Raw genomic sequence first — 15,804 nt, forward strand, 5'->3', positions numbered from 1 at the left:
GGGCGGAGGGCTTTTTCATGTCGACACGCGATTATTTCCTCATTTCATTCGTGTATCGACAAAAGAAAAAGTGAAATATCACCGACGCAAGCACGCTGTTCGTTGTCCTGCTTTTGTATTCTGTTTTTGATTAGATAGATAAGTAATGAAAATAATGCCCTTGTGTGCATTTTATTGTTGTTGACTCTTTATTTTGCTCATGACAGATCTTGCTCGGAGAGCATCCGCCAAACAATGTTCAGCCACGTGCTGTTGTGTGCATGAGCGAACACGGGTGAGGAGCCTTTGTTCGGAGAACATGATCAACCGATCGGCGAACGCCGGCGGTCGGTCAAATGAAAAGATTCTCCGAACATTCATTGGAAGATGCATGAAATAAGTGGGGAATCGACATGAGCGTCATCAATGGAACGTCCGCGTCCGAAGTGATCGATTTGCGGGGATTGGTTCCCGGGCAGTACGAGACCGCCAACGGCTCGGCCGCGGGTGCAGGCAACGACACCGTGTATGGCAGCAGCTATCCTGACGTGATCCAGGGGGGGAGCGGTGCCGATCTCCTCTACGGTTTCAATGGAAACGACATTCTGGTCGGCGACGACGGCAACGACACGCTGTATGGCGGCAACGGGAGCGACAGCCTTCTGGCCAGTTCGGGGAACGATCACCTGCTGGGCGAAGCCGGTGACGACACGCTGTATGGCGGGGCGGGCAACGACGTCTATTATCATTCGGCGAATGGCGGCGTCGATCTCATCAACGATGACAAGTCGGAAGCCGGAATGCCGGGCTATGGCGGCGGAACGTCCGACGTCGTGTACTTCACCGATGTGACGATGGCGAACCTCGCCTTCTTCCGTCCGACGGGAAGCAACGACCTGTGGATCTCCAGCGTGGCCGATTTCAGCGACGGCTATCTGAATGATGGCGTGATCATCCAGGACTTCTATCTGGGTGGCAACAACACCATCGAGTATCTTTACAGCTCCGACTCTTACGCAGTCAATCTGACGACGCTGCTCTGACCGGCCCATCGTCACGAAACGGCAAAGCCGCCGCGGCCATCGCGGCGGCTTTTCTTTGATGGGCAAGGAAATGGTTCGACGCCATCGGCATTTCTTTCACCCTCGCTGGGAAAATTCGGCTCTGCGCATCCGGTCCACCGTCCCTTCCGCCCCCCTTCCGCCGTGGCGGATGCCTGCGGTCAGGCGCTGCCGGCGATGGCACGGAAACTGCTAAGGGGGAAGTTGCCGAGGGGGAGTCAACGATCAACCAGGGGGTGTTTCATGAGCAGCCTGTCCATCTCCGCGCCGGGATATGGCCCGTCAGGCGCGTACGCACTGAACGGTGGCGGGGGCACCCGCTTTTCGGCGGCGACCAAGGCCACGCCGGAGATGATGGCGCGGGTCGGGGTCGGCGATTCCGCCTTTCAGCAGCAGATGAGGATCGCCGGTGATCCCAACGCCGTGGACCCGGCAGTCGCGGCACGCAGCCGCGCCGTGCAGGCGCACACCGTGTTCCGGCAGGGCGGTCAGGTCGTCGCCGCCGTCTGGCGGGACGGCCAGACGCAGATGAGCAACGGGCTTGCGGCGCGGCTCGACTGGTCCGTGCTGGAGCGGCAGACCGCCGCCCTGTCCGAAGCGCAGCGGCGGGACGTGATCGCCGCGGCCATCGCCAAACAGCTCGGCGGGAGCGCCCAGGTCCAGCGCTACGGCGACAGCGGCGCTGCGCCGACCCGTGGCGCGGTGATCGACGAGCAGGCCGTGGCAAATCGCGCGGTGCGCGGCGGGCGGTGATCCCGCCGCGCACCCAACAGGCACAGGTTGCTTGGACTCAGGCCGCGGACCGCTTGTTCCCGCCCGGCTGGCCGCCGTGCGGGGCCGGGCGGCGGTTGTGGCGGTTCTGCTGGTTGGCCGACACCTTGGCCTTCAACGGCTGGTCGCCGGTGGCGCCGGCAACCCGCGCGCCCTGCGGCGCCTGCGGCTTCGCACCCTGGGCCTTCGGCGCCTGAGCCCTCTGGCCCTGCGGCTTGCCGCCACCCGGCTGCTGCTGGGGCTGGCCGCGGCCCGGACGGGGCTGCTTGGGCGCCGGCTTCGGCGGCTTGGCCGAGGAGGCGTGGATCGCCGCCACCACCGACGCGTGGTAGGGATGGTCGTGGTCCGCCGGGACCGGCTGGCGGATGGTCTTCTCGATGGCCTTCAGATAGGCCACCTCCTCCGCGTCGCAGAAGGACACCGCGCTGCCGTCGGTGCCGGCGCGGGCGGTGCGGCCGATGCGGTGGACGTAGCTTTCCGGCTCGTTCGGCAGGTCGAAGTTGATGACGTGCGTGATGCCGTCGATGTCGATGCCGCGCGCCGCGATGTCGGTCGCCACCAGCGCCTTCAGGTCGCCGCTGCGGAAGGATTCCAGCGCGCGCACGCGGGCCGACTGCGACTTGTCGCCGTGGATCGCGTCGGCCGGAACGCCGGCCTTCTTCAGATGGTCGGCGATGCGGTCGGCGCCGTGCTTGGTGCGGGCGAAGACGATCGTCCGCTCCATGGCGCCCTCCTGGAGGAGGTCGGCGAGCAGGCGGCGCTTGTCGGCGCGGTCCACGAACAGCACGCGCTGGGCGATGCGCTCCACCGTGGTGGACTGCGGCGCCACCTCGATCCGCTCGGCGTCGGTCAGGATGCTGTGCGCCAGCTCGACCACGGCTTCCGGCATGGTGGCGGAGAACAGCAGGGTCTGGCGCTGCTTCGGCAGGACCGCGACCACCTTCCGCACATCGCGGATGAAGCCCATGTCGAGCATGCGGTCGGCCTCGTCCAGGACGAAGATCTCGACCTGGTCGAGCACGCACTGCTTCTGGGCCATCAGGTCCAGCAGGCGGCCCGGAGTCGCCACCAGCACGTCGATGCCGCGGGCGAGTGCGGCGACCTGCGGGCTCTGCCCGACGCCGCCGTGGATCACCGTGCGGCGGATCGGCAGGTGCCGGCCGTAGGTGCGGAAGCTCTCGCCGATCTGCAGCGCCAGTTCGCGCGTCGGCGTCAGGATCAGCGTGCGCGGCGCCTTGGCCTGCGTCCGCTTCTTGTTCTGGAACAGCCGCTGCAGGATCGGCAGGGTGAAGGCGGCGGTCTTGCCGGTGCCGGTCTGGGCGAGGCCGAGCACGTCGCGGCCTTCCAGAAGAACGGGGATGGCGCCGGCCTGGATCGGCGTGGCGGTCTGGTAACCCTCTTCGGCGACGGCGCGCAGAAGGGGCTCGATCAGGCCGAGGCCACTGAATTCGGTCATACGGGGAGGGTCCTGGTCACGTGAACAGAGGCTGCACCTGGGCCGTGCCCGGACGGTGCCGGGGCGGCGTGGCTTGGGGCGCTCCGCCGCGGGAGTGCGCGGAGCCATCAATTCACCGTGGGAAGGCGCAAGCGGCGCCGGTACCGGGACGACGAGGAGCCGGCAACCCCAAAGCAAAATCGACCGACCACACATAGGCGGTGGGGCGGCTTTTGGCAAGCAAACAAGGGCCTTGGCCGCGTTCCGGACCGGAAATGTCCCTGGGTCGGGCGGCCATGGCGGAGGACAGTGGGGGCGGGAGGTGTCGCTTTGCGCGGAGTGCGGCTTTTTGCCGCGTTAATTCCCGGACAAAAAAACGGGGTATAGGATTGCGAATGAATTTCAGTATTATGATCGGCGCTGCAGCATGGCGCCCCGGATCGCGGGACACGGCGCCGCAACGGATGGCAAAGGCGGTGGGGCAATGACGTCGCGTCTCGAATCCTTGTGCCTGGAAAAGGGACTGAAGATGACCGGCCAGCGCCGGGTCATCTCCCAGGTCCTGTCGGAGTCGGAGGACCATCCCGACGTGGAGGAGGTCCACCGCCGCGCCATCCTGATCGACCCGCGCATTTCCATCGCCACGGTCTACCGGACCATGCGCCTCCTGGAAGACGCGCAGGTGATCGAGAAGGTGGACCTGGGCGACGGCCGCGCCCGCTATGAAGAGGCGTCCACCGACCATCACCACCACCTGATCGACACGCGCAGCGGGCGGATCATCGAATTCGCCAGCCCGGAGCTGGAGGCGCTGAAGGAGCGCATCGCGCGGGAGCTGGGCTACCGCATCGTCGGTCACCGGCTGGAAATCTACGGCGTTCCGCTCGACAGCGTGTCTCTCGACGGTGGCGACGCGCTGGACGGCAACTCTGGGGAAGGCGGGGAGCGTCGATGAAGAGCATGCGCTGGCTGACGATCGACCCCTACCCGGCGGTGAGCCTGAATTGCCGCGACGCGGTCCAGCGCTGCTACGCCGGCCTGTGCGACTGCGGCCAGCCGGAGCGCTACGCGCTGGAAGCGGCGGTGACCGTCTTCCGCTACCACCATCCCGAAACCCCGCCCTTCCAGGCGGAAACCATCGTCAGCCAATGGGTCGCCGGCCCGGTCCGGCACTGACCGCCGCCCGGCGCCCGTCTCTCTCCGCCCATCTCACTCTGCCAATCTCTCACCAGGGCCGCCGCTTGCGTTCCAGCGTGTCGGTGGCGAAGTCCTCGGGCCGCAGGGGCTTGGCGAAGTCCGGCGGGGCGAGCTGGTTGTCGAGGCCGTTCACCACATAGCGGTCGCCCGTGAGGTCGTAGGTGATCTCCAAGGCCGGGGCGAAGACGGGCACCTGGGGATAGGCGATCCCGTGCGCCTCCGCGTAGCGGACCAGATCGCCCTTGGCGTCGTAATGGTCGGCCATGACGATCTGCCAGGAATCCTCGTCCAGATAATAGGTGCGTTCCGGCAGGGCATGGCGGAAGCCGGATTTCAGCCGCGCCTCGACGATCCACACCCGGTGCATTTCGTAGCGCAGGAACTGTGGGTTGGGATGGCCCAGCCACAGGAAATCCGCCGGAGCCAGATTGGGCGTGTTCATCCGGCTGGCGTTGTAGGGCACATACATCTCCCGGCGCGTCACCAGCGCGAAGTCGAAACGGTCGAGCGGTCCGCCGAACATGTCCAGCATGTCGGCGGTGCGGATGCCGCCGCTGGCCGGGTCCGGCGTGTCGTAGACGAAGTCGGGCGCGCGGACGGGCTTGCCGGTTTCCCCCTGCCGGAACCAAGCGGCGAAACCGGCCTGGATCGGGTTCAGCGTGCCGTGCAGCAGCAGGGTGGTCCCGGCCTCCGCCTTGGGCATCAGGGTGGTGCGGCGGTAGTGAAAGGGGCGGCCGCCGTCGATCCCGGCGGCGTAGCTGGATTGCCAGTCCTCGCGGTAGACCGCCGCGGTGTAGATGCCGCCGGATTCCGGCAGGACGGTGGCGCCGGTGCGGCTGAAGGAATTGCCGCGCCAGCGCAGGATGTGGTTCCACATCGCCTGCACGCCGTTGGCCGGGATGGGGAAGGGCACGCCCACCCGCGCCCCGCTCAACGCCAGACCGTTCTCGCCCAGCTTGGCGCGCCGGGCGTTCTCGATCGTTTCGTCGTAGACGCGCTGGGGAGCGGCGGCGCTGCGGTTGCTGGGGAAGACCGGGATCTCGAAGGACGGATACTTGGTCAGCATCGCCTGCAGGCCGGCGGACAGGCGGACCTTGTAGCGGTCCAGATCCGCCGGACCCACGGTGAACCAGCGCCCATCCTCGTCGTAGGGGTCGGGCAGATGGGTGCCCGGCTTCCAGCCGTTGGGGACACGGGTCAGCCCTCCCTTCCAAGGCGGGATGGCCCGCGTTCGGCTGGGGCCGCGCACCGCGCCGAAGGGGGTCAGTTCCTCTCCCAGGGCAGGAACCTTCTCCTGCGCGGCGATCGGGGCCGCGTAGGGGAGCACCGGCAAGGAGAGCAGCAGGCTGGAGAACTGGCGGCGGTTCATGCGCGTCTCGCGGCGTGGCGGGTCGCGGGGACGATACCCCAATCGCGCGCCGGTTCGAACGGACAAAGGGTGTTTAAAGCGGATTGCAATCCGCTTCGGACCGCGGCGGCGGTCCCGGTCGCACATGCGACCGGAGTCCGCCTCTCGCGGGAACAGAGTTCCCGCTGGCGGCAGGCGGATGCCATCGGCATCCGCTGAGAGCCGGCGAATGAGGCGATATGAGTCTAAAGCGAACGGAAGTTCGCTTTAAGGGGCGTTCAGGGCTCCGACGCCGCGGCGATGAATCGTTCGACCTCCCGCATCGCCTGCTCAAGCGCCGCGGCCAGCGCGGTCACCCGCTCCCACGGGACGTCCTGCATCACCGCCTGCTCCAGCGCCTGCGCCGCGTCGCCGAGCGGCGTCGCCCCGGCGTTGCGGGAGCAGCCCTTCAGATTGTGGGCGCCGGCATGGATCGCCGTTCCGTTCCGCGCGGCGACGGCGTCGCTGACCTCGTCCGCGATGTGGCGGCCGATCCCGACGAAGTCGTTCAGCAGCTCGTCCATCAGCGCCCGGTCGTCGCCGCAGAGCCGGCGCAGGACATCGAGGTCGATCGGGGGCTGGTCGAGCTGCGGGGTCGTCGCGGGTGGGGAGGACCGGGAGGGTGCCACCGGGTCGGCCACTGCGGGCGGTAGGAAGCGGGACAGCGCGGCGTCGAGCTTCGCCAGATCCAGCGGCTTGCTCAGCGCCTCGTCCATGCCGGCCGCGCGGTAGCTCTCGATGTCCGCCGGGGCGGCGTTGGCGGTCAGGGCGACGATCGGCAGATGGGCGCCGGTGGCGCGCTCCGCCGCGCGGATGCGGCGGGTCAGCTCGACCCCGTCCCCTTCGGGCATCTGGATGTCGGTCAGCAGCAGGGCGTAGCGCCGCCGCCCCAGTGCGGCCAGGGCCTCCGCCCCGCCGTTGGTCAGCTCCGCCGTGTGGCCCAGCGAGGTGAGCTGCATCTGCAGGACTTTCCGGTTGATGGCGTTGTCCTCCGCCACCAGGATCAGCCGCCCGCGGGCCTCCGCCTCGGTGATGGCGCGCTCCGGACTCAGCACGGCCGGGGCGCAGCGCACGGCGGGCGGCGGGTCTTCGCCGGATGCGGCGTCCGTCAGGGCGCGCCCGGCGGCCACCGCCACGGCGCGCACCAGGGGCGTGCGGCGGACCGGTCGGCTCACCGGGACCGATCCGTCGGCGAGGCGGCCGCCGACGGTGGTGGGGTCCTGCAGCAGCACCGTCGGCACCTGCGCTTCCCCGACGCGGCGGCCCAGCAATTGCGGCGCCTGGGCGGCGGCGGGGGTGTGCAGAGCCTCGTCCACCACCACGACGTTCAGGGCGCCGCGTTCCGTTTGGGCCATGCGGGCCTGTTCGGCCAAGGCGTCCGGTTGTCCGGCGGCCAGCACGCGTGCCCCGGCCGCTTCCAGATAGTGGGCGACGATCCGGCGCTCCTCCATGTCCGGCAGGCCGACCAGGACGGTCAGGCCGGAGAGGCCCGGTTCGTCCACCGCCGCGGGACCGGGCGGGGGCTCGGGCGGGGCGGCGTCGGCCGTGGCGCTCAGCGTCAGCTCGACCCAGAAGGTGGAGCCCACCCCCGGCGCGCTGTCCACCCCGATCTCCCCGCCCATCAGCGCGACCAGCCGCCGGCTGATCGACAGGCCCAGCCCGGTGCCGCCGAAGCGCCGGGCGGTCGAGCTTTCCGCCTGGGTGAAGGGCTGGAAGAGCTGGCGGCGCGCCGTCTCGGAAATGCCGATGCCGGTGTCCGCCACCTCGATGCGCAGCCGGGTGCCGCCCTGGCTGTTGCCGTCCATCCTGGCGGCCAGGGTGGCCTGGACGACGATGCGCCCGCGCTCGGTGAACTTGATGGCGTTGCCGCACAGGTTGAACAGGATCTGGCGCAGCCGCACCGGATCGCCGATCAGCGCCGGCGGGATCGCCGGGTCCACGTAGGTCAGCAGCGCCAGCCCCTTGGCCCGCGCCGCCGGGGCCAGCGTCTCGGCCACCCCTTCGACCAGGGCGGGGACGGAGACGGGCACCTGCTCCAGGTCCATCTTGCCGGCCTCGATCTTCGAGAAGTCGAGGATGTCGTCGATGATCCGCAGCAGCGAGGCCGCCGATTCCCGCATGGTCGCCACGGTGTCGCGCTGCCCGCCGTCCAGCGGCGTGCGCTCCAGCAACTCCAGCATGCCCAGCACGCCGTTCATCGGGGTGCGGATCTCGTGGCTCATGGTGGCGAGGAAGGCGGACTTGGCGGTGGTCGTCTGCTCCGCCTGTTCCTTGGCCTGTTCCATCCGGCGCTCGGCCAGCTTGCGCCGGGTGATGTCGTAGACCCAGGCGAGATGGACCGGGCGGCCGTCGAGCAGCGTCGGGTCCACCGACACCAGCGCCCAGAAGACGGAGCCGTCGGCCCGCCGCACCCGCACCTCGGCGTCGCGCAGCGAGCGGCGGAAGAAGGTCCAGTGCGTCTCGTGCGCCTCGGTGTTGTCCGGCTCGATGAACAGGTCCGCGATGGAGACGCCGATCAGCCGCTCCTTCGGCACGCCCAGCAGATGGACCAGCCGGTCGTTGCACATCACGAGGACGCCGTCGTGGGTGTAGGCGCAGACGCCGACCGGGCTCGACTCCAGGATGGCGCGCATCTGCTCGCGACTCTGCCGCAGCTCGTGCGTGCGTTCGGCCACCTTGGTCTCGATGAAGCGGATGTGGTCGTAGGCGCGCAGCGCCGCGATCACCGCGGTGAACAGCCCCTCCGCCGACAGGTCGGCCTTCGACTTGTAGTCGTTGATGTCGCAGCCGACGATCACGTCGCGCTGCGGCGCCTGCCCCGGCTGGCCGGTGCGCAGGATGATGCGGACGTCGAGGTTTCCCAGCACGCCGCGTACCCAGCGGACCAGCGTCAGCCCGGCGTCCTCCTCCTCCATCACCACGTCCAGCAGGATGACGGCGATGTCCCGGCGGGCGCGCAGAACGGCGCGCGCCTCGGCGGCGGAGCGGCAGCCGATCAGCTCCAGCCGGCGGCCCTGGAACTCCACGTCGTCCAGCAGGAGGGCGGTCATGGAATGGACGTCGTCCTCGTCGTCCACCACCAGGATGGGCCAGGGCGGGGTGTCGTCCCCGTCCTCGCCCTCCTCGTCGGCGAACAGGATCTCGTCGTCTGAGTTGGGGTCGGTGTCGGGCATGATCAGCTCGTCGGTCATGCTGCGTCCGTCATGCTGCATCGGTTGCCGGACCCTTCCCGGTGGCGCTGGCCATCCGGGGCGCCGTCACGGGAATCCGCAGGAGGAAGGTGGTGCCCCCGCCTGTGGGGTGGTCGGGGGCGGAGTCGCTTGGGGCCGGGCTGTCCACCGAGATCCGGCCCCCCAGCGATTGCGTCACCAGGTTGAAGACGATGTGAAGGCCGAGGCCGCTGCCCCCGGTGCCGCGCTTGGTCGTGAAGAAGGGTTCGAACACCTTGGGCAGATTGTCCGGGGCGATCCCGACCCCGTCGTCGGAAAAGCGGATGTCCAGCTCGCCGTCCGGCAGCTCCGCCACGCTCAGCGCCATCGTGCCCTCGCGGCCGTCGGGGAAGGCATGGATCAGCGCGTTGATGACCAGATTGGTGATGACCTGGCTGAGCGCGCCGGGGTAGCCGTCCATGGTGATGCCGTCCGGGCAGGCGACGGTCATGCGGTGCGGACTCTTGCGCAGGCGCGGTCCCAGCGAGGTGATGATCTCGTCCAGATAGGAGCGCAGGTCGAAGCGGCGGCGCTCCTGGCTGGTCTGGTCGACGGCGACGCGCTTGAAGCTCTGGATCAGTTCCGCCGCGCGGGTCAGGTTCTGTTCGATCAGCCGCGAGGATTCGCCAGCCGCCACCACGTAGGCGGTCAGGTCGGACTTCTTCAGGGTGCCCTTCGCGAAGGCCTCGGTCAGCGTCCGCGTCTTCGACGCCAGATGGGTGGAGCAGCTGTAGGCGATGCCCACCGGCGTGTTGATCTCATGCGCGACGCCGGCCACCAGCAGGGCGAGCGAGGCCATCTTTTCCGCCTGGACGAGGCTGTCCTGGGTCTCCTTGAGGTCGGCGTAGGCGGTCTCCAGCGCCTCCATGGCGTGGAACACCTCCTCGGCGGAGCGCGCCTCCACCGTCACGTCGGTGAAGGTGCGGACGAATCCGCCCTCCGGCAGGGGGTTGGACCGCACCTCGATGATCGTGCCGTCGGGCCGCCGCCGCTTGAAGGCGAAGGGCTGGTCGGGGACCACGGCGGTCTCGTCCAACTCCAGGTCGGGATCGATGCTGAAATCCTCGAAGGCACCCTGGGCGCGCTGGAATTGGATGATCTCGGGAAACAGCGGGTTGCGGGCGAGGAAGGCCGCCGGCACGTCGAGAAGCTCCGCCGCGCGGCGGTTGGACATGACGACGCGCAGGTTGCGGTCCACCATGATGATGCCTTGGTCGGTGTTGTCGAGCGTGATCTGAAGGACGTTCCGCTCGCGCGCCAGATCCTGTTCGGCCTGCATGCGCTCCGTCACGTCGGACATGGTGCCGGTGAGGCGGACCGCGGTTCCCGCGCCGTCGCGCAGGGCCGTCGCCCGGTCCTCGATCCAGCTCCAGCCGCTATCCCGCCGCCGCATGCGGTAGACGATGGAATGGGCGCTGTCCTTGTCGCGCACGCGGCTGCGGGACTCCGCGATGACCCGCCGCCGCTCCTCCGGATGGATCAGCGATTCCCAGGTCCGCGCGGTCATCGCCAGTTCGGCCGGGCCGTAGCCGAGCAGGGCGGGAAACTCCTTCGACCACCAGTACTGGCCGGTCCGCAGATCGTAATCCCAGACGGAGGACCGCGTGGCGGCGATGGCCAGCCCCAGCCGTTCCTCGCTCTGGCGCAGGGCGGCCTCCTCCTCGTCAAGCCGGGTCAGCATGCCGTTGTAGGCGGCGATCACCCGCCCCAGCTCATCGGCCGACGACCAATGCACGGGCTGGCGCAGATGCTCCTGCTCCGCGGTGCGGATCGACGCGATCAGCCGGCCCAGCGGCACGCCGATGGTCAGCCGGTGGGCGGTCAGCGCGGTGACCAGCGTGCCGACCAGCATCAGAAGCAGGAGCCACAGCGTGTTGACCATCTCCTGCCGGATCTGCTCGTCGACCGGGGCGTAGCTGAAATGGAGCGTCAGCGTGCCGAGCCGCCGGTTCTGCACCTGGATCGGACGGCGCACGGCCTCGTGCCCGGTGAAGGGACGGCAGTCGGCTTCCGGCCACGCGAAATGGCCGTCGGCCAGCTCGTCCGCCACCTCGATGCACAGAAGCTCGCGGTTGACGGAAATCGCCTGGATGATGTTGCGGATCGCCGGAACGTCCACGGCCCACAGGCTGGAGGACAGGGCGACGGCGTTGATCTCCGCCACCGCCTCGATCCGGTCGCGCAGGGCGCCGCGCAGATCCTTGTACTTGCCGTAGAAGAAGATCGAGGAGAAGCCGAGCGTGGTCAGCATCAGGATGGGAATCAGGATCAGCAGGAACTTCGCCGACACCGTCGGCACCGTCTTCCACGCCTGCTCGATCACCGTCATGAAGGGGTATCCCGCTGCGGGGTCGCATGACCGGAGCGGGGCGGCGGCACGGCGCCGCCTTCACCGGCAACGCGGTTGTACTATCAACCGGTGCCATCCGTCTATGGCGTGTGAAGCGTGAAAATTCTTCCTATGGTCGACGAAATTAGCGAAATGTATACTTGAAGCTTGAGGGGGGGTCGGCCTTGCACTACTGTTCGCGGGAGCCGCTTGCGCGGTGCAACACAAGAGGATGTCATGAATTTCCAGGTGCGCCGGACCTCTGAAACCATCGAGGTGCTGGTGAGCGGCCGGTTGGAGTTCACCGACCATGACAGCCTTCCCGACATCGTGGATCTGCTCAACGGCGAGGGCGCGCGCCGCTTCATCCTGGACATGGACGGGCTGACCTTCATCGACTCCGCAGGGATCGGCATGCTGCTGATCCTTCAGGACGAGGCGGAGCAGCGCAACATCAAGATGGTCCTCCGCAAGCTGCAGGGCGATGTGCTGCGATCCATCGACCTGGCGCGGATCGGCGAAGTCGTCACCATCGAACGGTGAGCGGGTGATGGACGGTTTCCCAGCCCCCTCCGCCAGCCACCCCCCCGGTCCGGCCGGCGCCGTGCGACCCTTCAGCGTGGTGCGGGACCGCGTGCCGGCGGACATCGCCGCGCGGGTCGCCGCGCGCTTCGGCCTGGGCGGGGCCGCGGGAGGCGTCGCAGACGCGGTGGATGGCCGGGCCGCCGCCGCGGTGCTGCTGGCCCAGGCCGACCGGGACATCCTGCGCGGCGCCTTCGGGCTCAACCCCTTCCTGACGGTGGAGCTGACGGAGCGGGAGGAGGGGACCGGCGCCATCGACGCCGACTGGCTGGGCGCCCCGCCGGTGGAGCGGGGATTCTACCTGTCGCTGACCACCGGCACCGCTTACGGCCTGCAATGCGCGGTTCTGGTGTGCGACGAGCTGACCCGGCGCGGCGTGCTGACGCCGGAGCGGCGCGGCAACGTCGAGCTGTGCCTGCACGAGGCCATCGCCAACGCCATCGTTCACGGCAATCTGGGCATCCCCAGTGCGACCAAGGAGCAGCCGGAGGGCTACCGCCTGTTCAGCCGGCTGCTCCGCGAACGGCTGGGCGACGGTGCCGTGCGGCAGCGGCGGATCGATATCTTCGCACGCTGGACCGCCGACAGCCTGTCCATCGCGGTGGTCGACCAGGGCAACGGGTTCGACGCCGCGGCCCTGCCGCAGGACACCGACAGCGGCGCCCATTCCGGCCGCGGCTTCGTGTTCATGCGGGCGCTGGCCCGGCGCATCCATGTGACCGACGGCGGGCGCTGCACCCTGCTGCAGTTCGACCTGTGACGGGCGGGCGGGTTCGCGCATGCCCATTTCCCTCGCCGCCAGCCGTGTCCTGATCGTTGACGACAACGAGTTCAACAGGAAGTCGCTGGCCCTGATGATCCGCCGCGCCGGGCTGACCCAGATCGAGGTCGCCGAGAACGGCGTGGAGGGGCTGCGCAAGGTGGAAAGCTTCCGCCCCGACCTCGTCCTGCTGGATGTCAGCATGCCGGTGATGGACGGGCTGGAGATGTGCCGGCGCCTGCGCGAGCGGCTGACCCATGAGGAGCTGCCGATCCTGTTCCAGACGGCGCTGGACAGCGACGAGGAGCAGGTCCGCTGCTTCGAGGCCGGCGGCAGCGATTTCATCTCCAAGCCGATCAAGCCCGGCGAATGCGTCGCCCGCGTCCGCCACCAGCTTGAAAAGCGCAAGCTGTTCACCGACCTCGCCAATTTCCGTGGGCGGGTCGAGCGGGAGTTGAAGCACGCCAAGGCGATGCAGCTGTCCCTGCTGCCCGAGCCGAAGGAGCTGGAGGCCGTCGCCGAGCGGTACGAGCTGGTGCTGGACGCCCATTTCGAAACCTCGTCGGAGCTGGGCGGCGATTTCTGGAACGTCTATCCGCTGGACAGCCACCGCGTCGCCTTCCTGCTGGTCGATTTCGCAGGCCATGGCATCACCGCGGCAATCAACACCTTCCGTCTGCACACGCTGATCGACCGCTTCCCCATGCAGCATGTGCCGCCCTCGGAGTGGCTGGCCGGGCTGAACTTGGCGCTGAAGGAGGTGCTGCCGGTCGGGCAGTTCGCCACCGCCTTTTTCGGCATCCTCGACCTGCACACCGACACGCTGACCTACGCCTCGGCCGGGGCGCCGAATCCGGTGGTGGGGATCGCGGGGGAGCTTCGGCTGCTCGACTCGGCGGGGCTGGTGCTGGGGGCGTCGCGTCGCGCCGTCTATGCCGACCGCAGCCTGCGCCTGCCGCGCGGGAGCTGCCTGTTCCTCTACAGCGACGCGCTGATCGAATGCAGCGGCCCGGACAACGAACCGATCGGCCAGGATGGGGTCCCCGGCCTGCTGCGTGGCGCCATCGCCGCCAACCGCGCCCGCCCGCTGGGGCCGTTGCTGGAGCGCTTCTACGCCCGCACCAGCCTGCCGCTGCGCGACGATCTGACCGCCGTATGGATCGCCCGCCGAGCGTGAGGGAGCCGATACAAAAAGGCCGCCGCGGTTGCCCGCGGCGGCTCTTTGCCTGATCCTCGAGGAGAGGGGGGTGTTACGCCTGCGTCTCAGAGGCGGCGTAGCGGCGGCGGACCCACATCACGCTCTTCACGGCGAAGATGGTGACGCCGATGCCCAGCGCGATGAGCAGGAGGATCTTCGGGCCGTTCTCGCCGATGGCGGCAGCGGCCTCGCCGAACAGGTAGCCGGCCCCGGCGAAGCTCCAAGCCCAGATGCCGGCGGCGATGAAGTTCCAGAATAGGAACTTGCGCCAAGGCATGCGGGACGTGCCGACGGCGACCGAGGCGATGTTGCGCACCCCGTAGAGGAAGCGGAAGGCCAGGATGAAGCCGACGCCGTAGGTTTCCAGCCAGTACAGCACGCGCGTCGCACGGGCCTCCGCCGCCGGGAAGCGGGCCAGCGCCTTGCCGCCCCATTTTCGGCCGATCCAGAAATAGCACTGATCGCCCATGAAGCTGCCGATCCAGACGGCGGCAACCAACCAGTATAGGTTGATGATCCCCAGATGCGCGCCCATCCCGCCGAAAATGACGAAGGTCTCGCCTTCGAAGAAGGCCCATATGAAGGCCAGGGGATAGAAGGCATCGCCCCAATCCTGGAGCCAGGTCATCCAGTCCAAATCACCCTCCCCGCGGGTCGTTCCTTTTCGGCTCGGACCGCCGGCGATGCGCCAGGGAAACGCAGGCGCGGCCATTGGTCAGGCTACGGACACATCATTGCACATAAGTGCGTGTCTTGTCGCGCCATCATTCCCGAATCGGGGGGAGGGAACCGTACAAAGTTGGGGTACGAAACGATCTATTGCGGCGGGATTATTTTGTTTCCAGGCACGTATTCTGTGAATCGGTCAGTGTTCGTGACTTGGTCAACCATCCTCGCCCGACAATTCGCCGACCGCCTGCCGGGCGGCGCGCAGCAACAGGGGATTCGGTTCGGACGGGCCGTCCTCTCCTTCCTCCTCCCAAGCCCCCGGCGCGGCGCGGCGCTTCAACTCGCGTGCGGCTTCGATCAGCAAATGGGCCAGCTTGTGGTCCGGCAATGCTTGCGCCAGCGCCCGCAACTCTGCGTTGGTCAGGGCCGCCGGGTCGAAGTCGGCGCGCGGCGCCATCGGGACGGGCGGCGGCGGGACGAGCGCGAGGGTCATGGGCGGCGGCGCCGATGGTGACGGAACGTCCTCCCGCACCACGTCGACGGCCACCGGCGCCGCCACGGTGGAGGCGCGGGACCGGCGCGCCGGTTTGCGCGCCCGCTCCGTCTCGGGCAGGCTGTCGAACAGGAGAGGTTGCGTGCTCATCCGGTCACCCGCGATCCGTTCACCGCTAGTTTGCGAAGTGTTCTCTTTTCATTCTAGGGAACGCATGCTGGAAGTCGAGCGGAAATTTTGCAGGCGGAAACGCAAAACGCGGAGTCAGGCGATCGCGTCCAGGAACCGCTCGGGGCGCAGGATGCGGGTGCGGCCCACCCGACGCACCGACAGAAGCTGCCGGTCCACCGTCACCAGCCAGTCGGCGTCGGCGGCCAGCGCCACGGCCAGGAACATGTCGTCTTCGGGGTCGCGGCACAGCCGCTCCACCGGGGCGGGCTCGACCCGCCGGGCCTCCGCGGCGAAGGCGGCCAGGAATGCGGCACGTTCCCCAGCTGGGCGGTAGCGGTCGAAGTCCGGGCGCATCAGCACCTCGCGCAGTTCCGCCAGCGTGGCGTCGGAGACGAAGGCGGTTCCTTGTGCCCGCACCGCGTCGACGCTGCGCTGGATGGCCAGGCTGCGGCGGGGCACCTCGGCGCCAAGCAGGGCGTAGCCGACAAGGATGTTGGTGTCCAGAACGACCCGGAAGGGGGCGGCGTGGGGCGAGCTGGCGGTCATGCGCCCGTTGGTTCCAT

Annotated in this window: 14 protein-coding genes; 7 read left to right on the forward strand and 7 right to left on the reverse strand. The window is 68.4% G+C overall.

Features of this window, described 5'->3' with window-relative positions; all coding sequences use genetic code 11:
• The first annotated feature begins 392 nt into the window (after positions 1 to 392).
• Positions 393 to 1,022: a calcium-binding protein gene (locus tag ACWPXE_RS19290; protein ID WP_454019060.1), complete on the forward strand. Its 630-nt coding sequence runs from the start codon at positions 393 to 395 to the stop codon at positions 1,020 to 1,022.
• A 261-nt stretch (positions 1,023 to 1,283) separates the two neighbouring features.
• The gene (locus ACWPXE_RS19295) at positions 1,284 to 1,793 is read left to right on the forward strand and encodes a hypothetical protein (protein WP_454019061.1); all 510 of its coding nucleotides are present in this window, start codon (positions 1,284 to 1,286) and stop codon (positions 1,791 to 1,793) included.
• A gap of 37 nt (positions 1,794 to 1,830) precedes the next feature.
• Here ACWPXE_RS19295 and ACWPXE_RS19300 read toward each other — a convergent pair whose 3' ends face one another.
• On the reverse strand, positions 1,831 to 3,267 hold the full coding sequence (locus ACWPXE_RS19300; RefSeq protein ID WP_200484673.1) for a DEAD/DEAH box helicase: 1,437 nt from the start codon (positions 3,265 to 3,267) through the stop codon (positions 1,831 to 1,833).
• A 463-nt stretch (positions 3,268 to 3,730) separates the two neighbouring features.
• On the opposite strand from ACWPXE_RS19300, the gene ACWPXE_RS19305 reads away from it, so the two are divergent.
• Together ACWPXE_RS19305 and ACWPXE_RS19310 are read left to right on the forward strand one after the other, a co-directional pair.
• On the forward strand, positions 3,731 to 4,201 hold the full coding sequence (locus ACWPXE_RS19305) for a Fur family transcriptional regulator (RefSeq protein ID WP_454019062.1): 471 nt from the start codon (positions 3,731 to 3,733) through the stop codon (positions 4,199 to 4,201).
• The gene (locus ACWPXE_RS19310) at positions 4,198 to 4,422 is read left to right on the forward strand and encodes a hypothetical protein (protein WP_014241688.1); all 225 of its coding nucleotides are present in this window, start codon (positions 4,198 to 4,200) and stop codon (positions 4,420 to 4,422) included. The genes ACWPXE_RS19305 and ACWPXE_RS19310 overlap by 4 nt, the downstream gene beginning before the upstream one ends.
• Positions 4,423 to 4,471: 49 nt before the next feature.
• Here the strand turns inward: ACWPXE_RS19310 and ACWPXE_RS19315 are convergent, their stop codons facing one another.
• The 3 genes from ACWPXE_RS19315 to ACWPXE_RS19325 all read right to left on the reverse strand — a co-directional run bounded on the left by ACWPXE_RS19315 (position 4,472) and on the right by ACWPXE_RS19325 (position 11,368).
• Positions 4,472 to 5,812, reverse strand: a complete 1,341-nt coding sequence (locus ACWPXE_RS19315; protein ID WP_454019063.1) for a DUF1329 domain-containing protein — start codon at positions 5,810 to 5,812, stop codon at positions 4,472 to 4,474.
• Positions 5,813 to 6,069: 257 nt separating this feature from the next.
• Entirely contained in the window at positions 6,070 to 9,021 is a 2,952-nt protein-coding gene (locus ACWPXE_RS19320; protein ID WP_454019064.1) for an ATP-binding protein, read from the reverse strand.
• 10 nt (positions 9,022 to 9,031) lie between these two features.
• Positions 9,032 to 11,368 carry a PAS-domain containing protein gene (locus ACWPXE_RS19325; protein WP_454019065.1) on the reverse strand — a complete coding sequence of 779 codons (2,337 nt, stop codon included), beginning with the start codon at positions 11,366 to 11,368 and terminating at the stop codon, positions 9,032 to 9,034.
• 237 nt (positions 11,369 to 11,605) lie between these two features.
• Here ACWPXE_RS19325 and ACWPXE_RS19330 point away from each other — a divergent pair, with 237 nt between their 5' ends.
• The 3 genes from ACWPXE_RS19330 to ACWPXE_RS19340 are packed head-to-tail and all read left to right on the forward strand — an operon-like array spanning position 11,606 to position 13,887.
• Positions 11,606 to 11,911, forward strand: coding sequence for an STAS domain-containing protein (locus ACWPXE_RS19330; RefSeq protein ID WP_454019066.1), 306 nt, complete (start codon positions 11,606 to 11,608; stop codon positions 11,909 to 11,911).
• A gap of 7 nt (positions 11,912 to 11,918) precedes the next feature.
• Entirely contained in the window at positions 11,919 to 12,710 is a 792-nt protein-coding gene (locus tag ACWPXE_RS19335) for an ATP-binding protein (RefSeq protein WP_454019067.1), read from the forward strand.
• Positions 12,711 to 12,729: 19 nt separating this feature from the next.
• Positions 12,730 to 13,887, forward strand: a complete 1,158-nt coding sequence (locus ACWPXE_RS19340) for a PP2C family protein-serine/threonine phosphatase (RefSeq protein ID WP_454019068.1) — start codon at positions 12,730 to 12,732, stop codon at positions 13,885 to 13,887.
• Between the two features lie 73 nt (positions 13,888 to 13,960).
• Here ACWPXE_RS19340 and ACWPXE_RS19345 read toward each other — a convergent pair whose 3' ends face one another.
• The 3 genes from ACWPXE_RS19345 to ACWPXE_RS19355 all read right to left on the reverse strand — a co-directional run bounded on the left by ACWPXE_RS19345 (position 13,961) and on the right by ACWPXE_RS19355 (position 15,787).
• A complete protein-coding gene (locus tag ACWPXE_RS19345; protein ID WP_237904919.1) occupies positions 13,961 to 14,536 on the reverse strand; it encodes a DedA family protein in 576 nt (191 codons plus the stop codon).
• 255 nt (positions 14,537 to 14,791) lie between these two features.
• Entirely contained in the window at positions 14,792 to 15,220 is a 429-nt protein-coding gene (locus ACWPXE_RS19350) for a hypothetical protein (protein WP_454019069.1), read from the reverse strand.
• Between the two features lie 114 nt (positions 15,221 to 15,334).
• The gene (locus ACWPXE_RS19355) at positions 15,335 to 15,787 is read right to left on the reverse strand and encodes a putative toxin-antitoxin system toxin component, PIN family (RefSeq protein WP_454019070.1); all 453 of its coding nucleotides are present in this window, start codon (positions 15,785 to 15,787) and stop codon (positions 15,335 to 15,337) included.
• Between the last annotated feature and the right edge of the window lie 17 nt (positions 15,788 to 15,804).

The sequence above is a fragment of the Azospirillum sp. Marseille-Q6669 genome (genome assembly GCF_965111635.1).

Coding starts and splice junctions, on each gene's coding strand:
- ACWPXE_RS19290 (WP_454019060.1), top strand. CDS start 393: ATGAGCGTCATCAATGGAACGTCCGCGTCCGAAGTGATCGATTTGCGG.
- ACWPXE_RS19295 (WP_454019061.1), top strand. CDS start 1,284: ATGAGCAGCCTGTCCATCTCCGCGCCGGGATATGGCCCGTCAGGCGCG.
- ACWPXE_RS19300 (WP_200484673.1), bottom strand. CDS start 3,267: ATGACCGAATTCAGTGGCCTCGGCCTGATCGAGCCCCTTCTGCGCGCC.
- ACWPXE_RS19305 (WP_454019062.1), top strand. CDS start 3,731: ATGACGTCGCGTCTCGAATCCTTGTGCCTGGAAAAGGGACTGAAGATG.
- ACWPXE_RS19310 (WP_014241688.1), top strand. CDS start 4,198: ATGAAGAGCATGCGCTGGCTGACGATCGACCCCTACCCGGCGGTGAGC.
- ACWPXE_RS19315 (WP_454019063.1), bottom strand. CDS start 5,812: ATGAACCGCCGCCAGTTCTCCAGCCTGCTGCTCTCCTTGCCGGTGCTC.
- ACWPXE_RS19320 (WP_454019064.1), bottom strand. CDS start 9,021: ATGACCGACGAGCTGATCATGCCCGACACCGACCCCAACTCAGACGAC.
- ACWPXE_RS19325 (WP_454019065.1), bottom strand. CDS start 11,368: ATGACGGTGATCGAGCAGGCGTGGAAGACGGTGCCGACGGTGTCGGCG.
- ACWPXE_RS19330 (WP_454019066.1), top strand. CDS start 11,606: ATGAATTTCCAGGTGCGCCGGACCTCTGAAACCATCGAGGTGCTGGTG.
- ACWPXE_RS19335 (WP_454019067.1), top strand. CDS start 11,919: ATGGACGGTTTCCCAGCCCCCTCCGCCAGCCACCCCCCCGGTCCGGCC.
- ACWPXE_RS19340 (WP_454019068.1), top strand. CDS start 12,730: ATGCCCATTTCCCTCGCCGCCAGCCGTGTCCTGATCGTTGACGACAAC.
- ACWPXE_RS19345 (WP_237904919.1), bottom strand. CDS start 14,536: ATGACCTGGCTCCAGGATTGGGGCGATGCCTTCTATCCCCTGGCCTTC.
- ACWPXE_RS19350 (WP_454019069.1), bottom strand. CDS start 15,220: ATGAGCACGCAACCTCTCCTGTTCGACAGCCTGCCCGAGACGGAGCGG.
- ACWPXE_RS19355 (WP_454019070.1), bottom strand. CDS start 15,787: ATGACCGCCAGCTCGCCCCACGCCGCCCCCTTCCGGGTCGTTCTGGAC.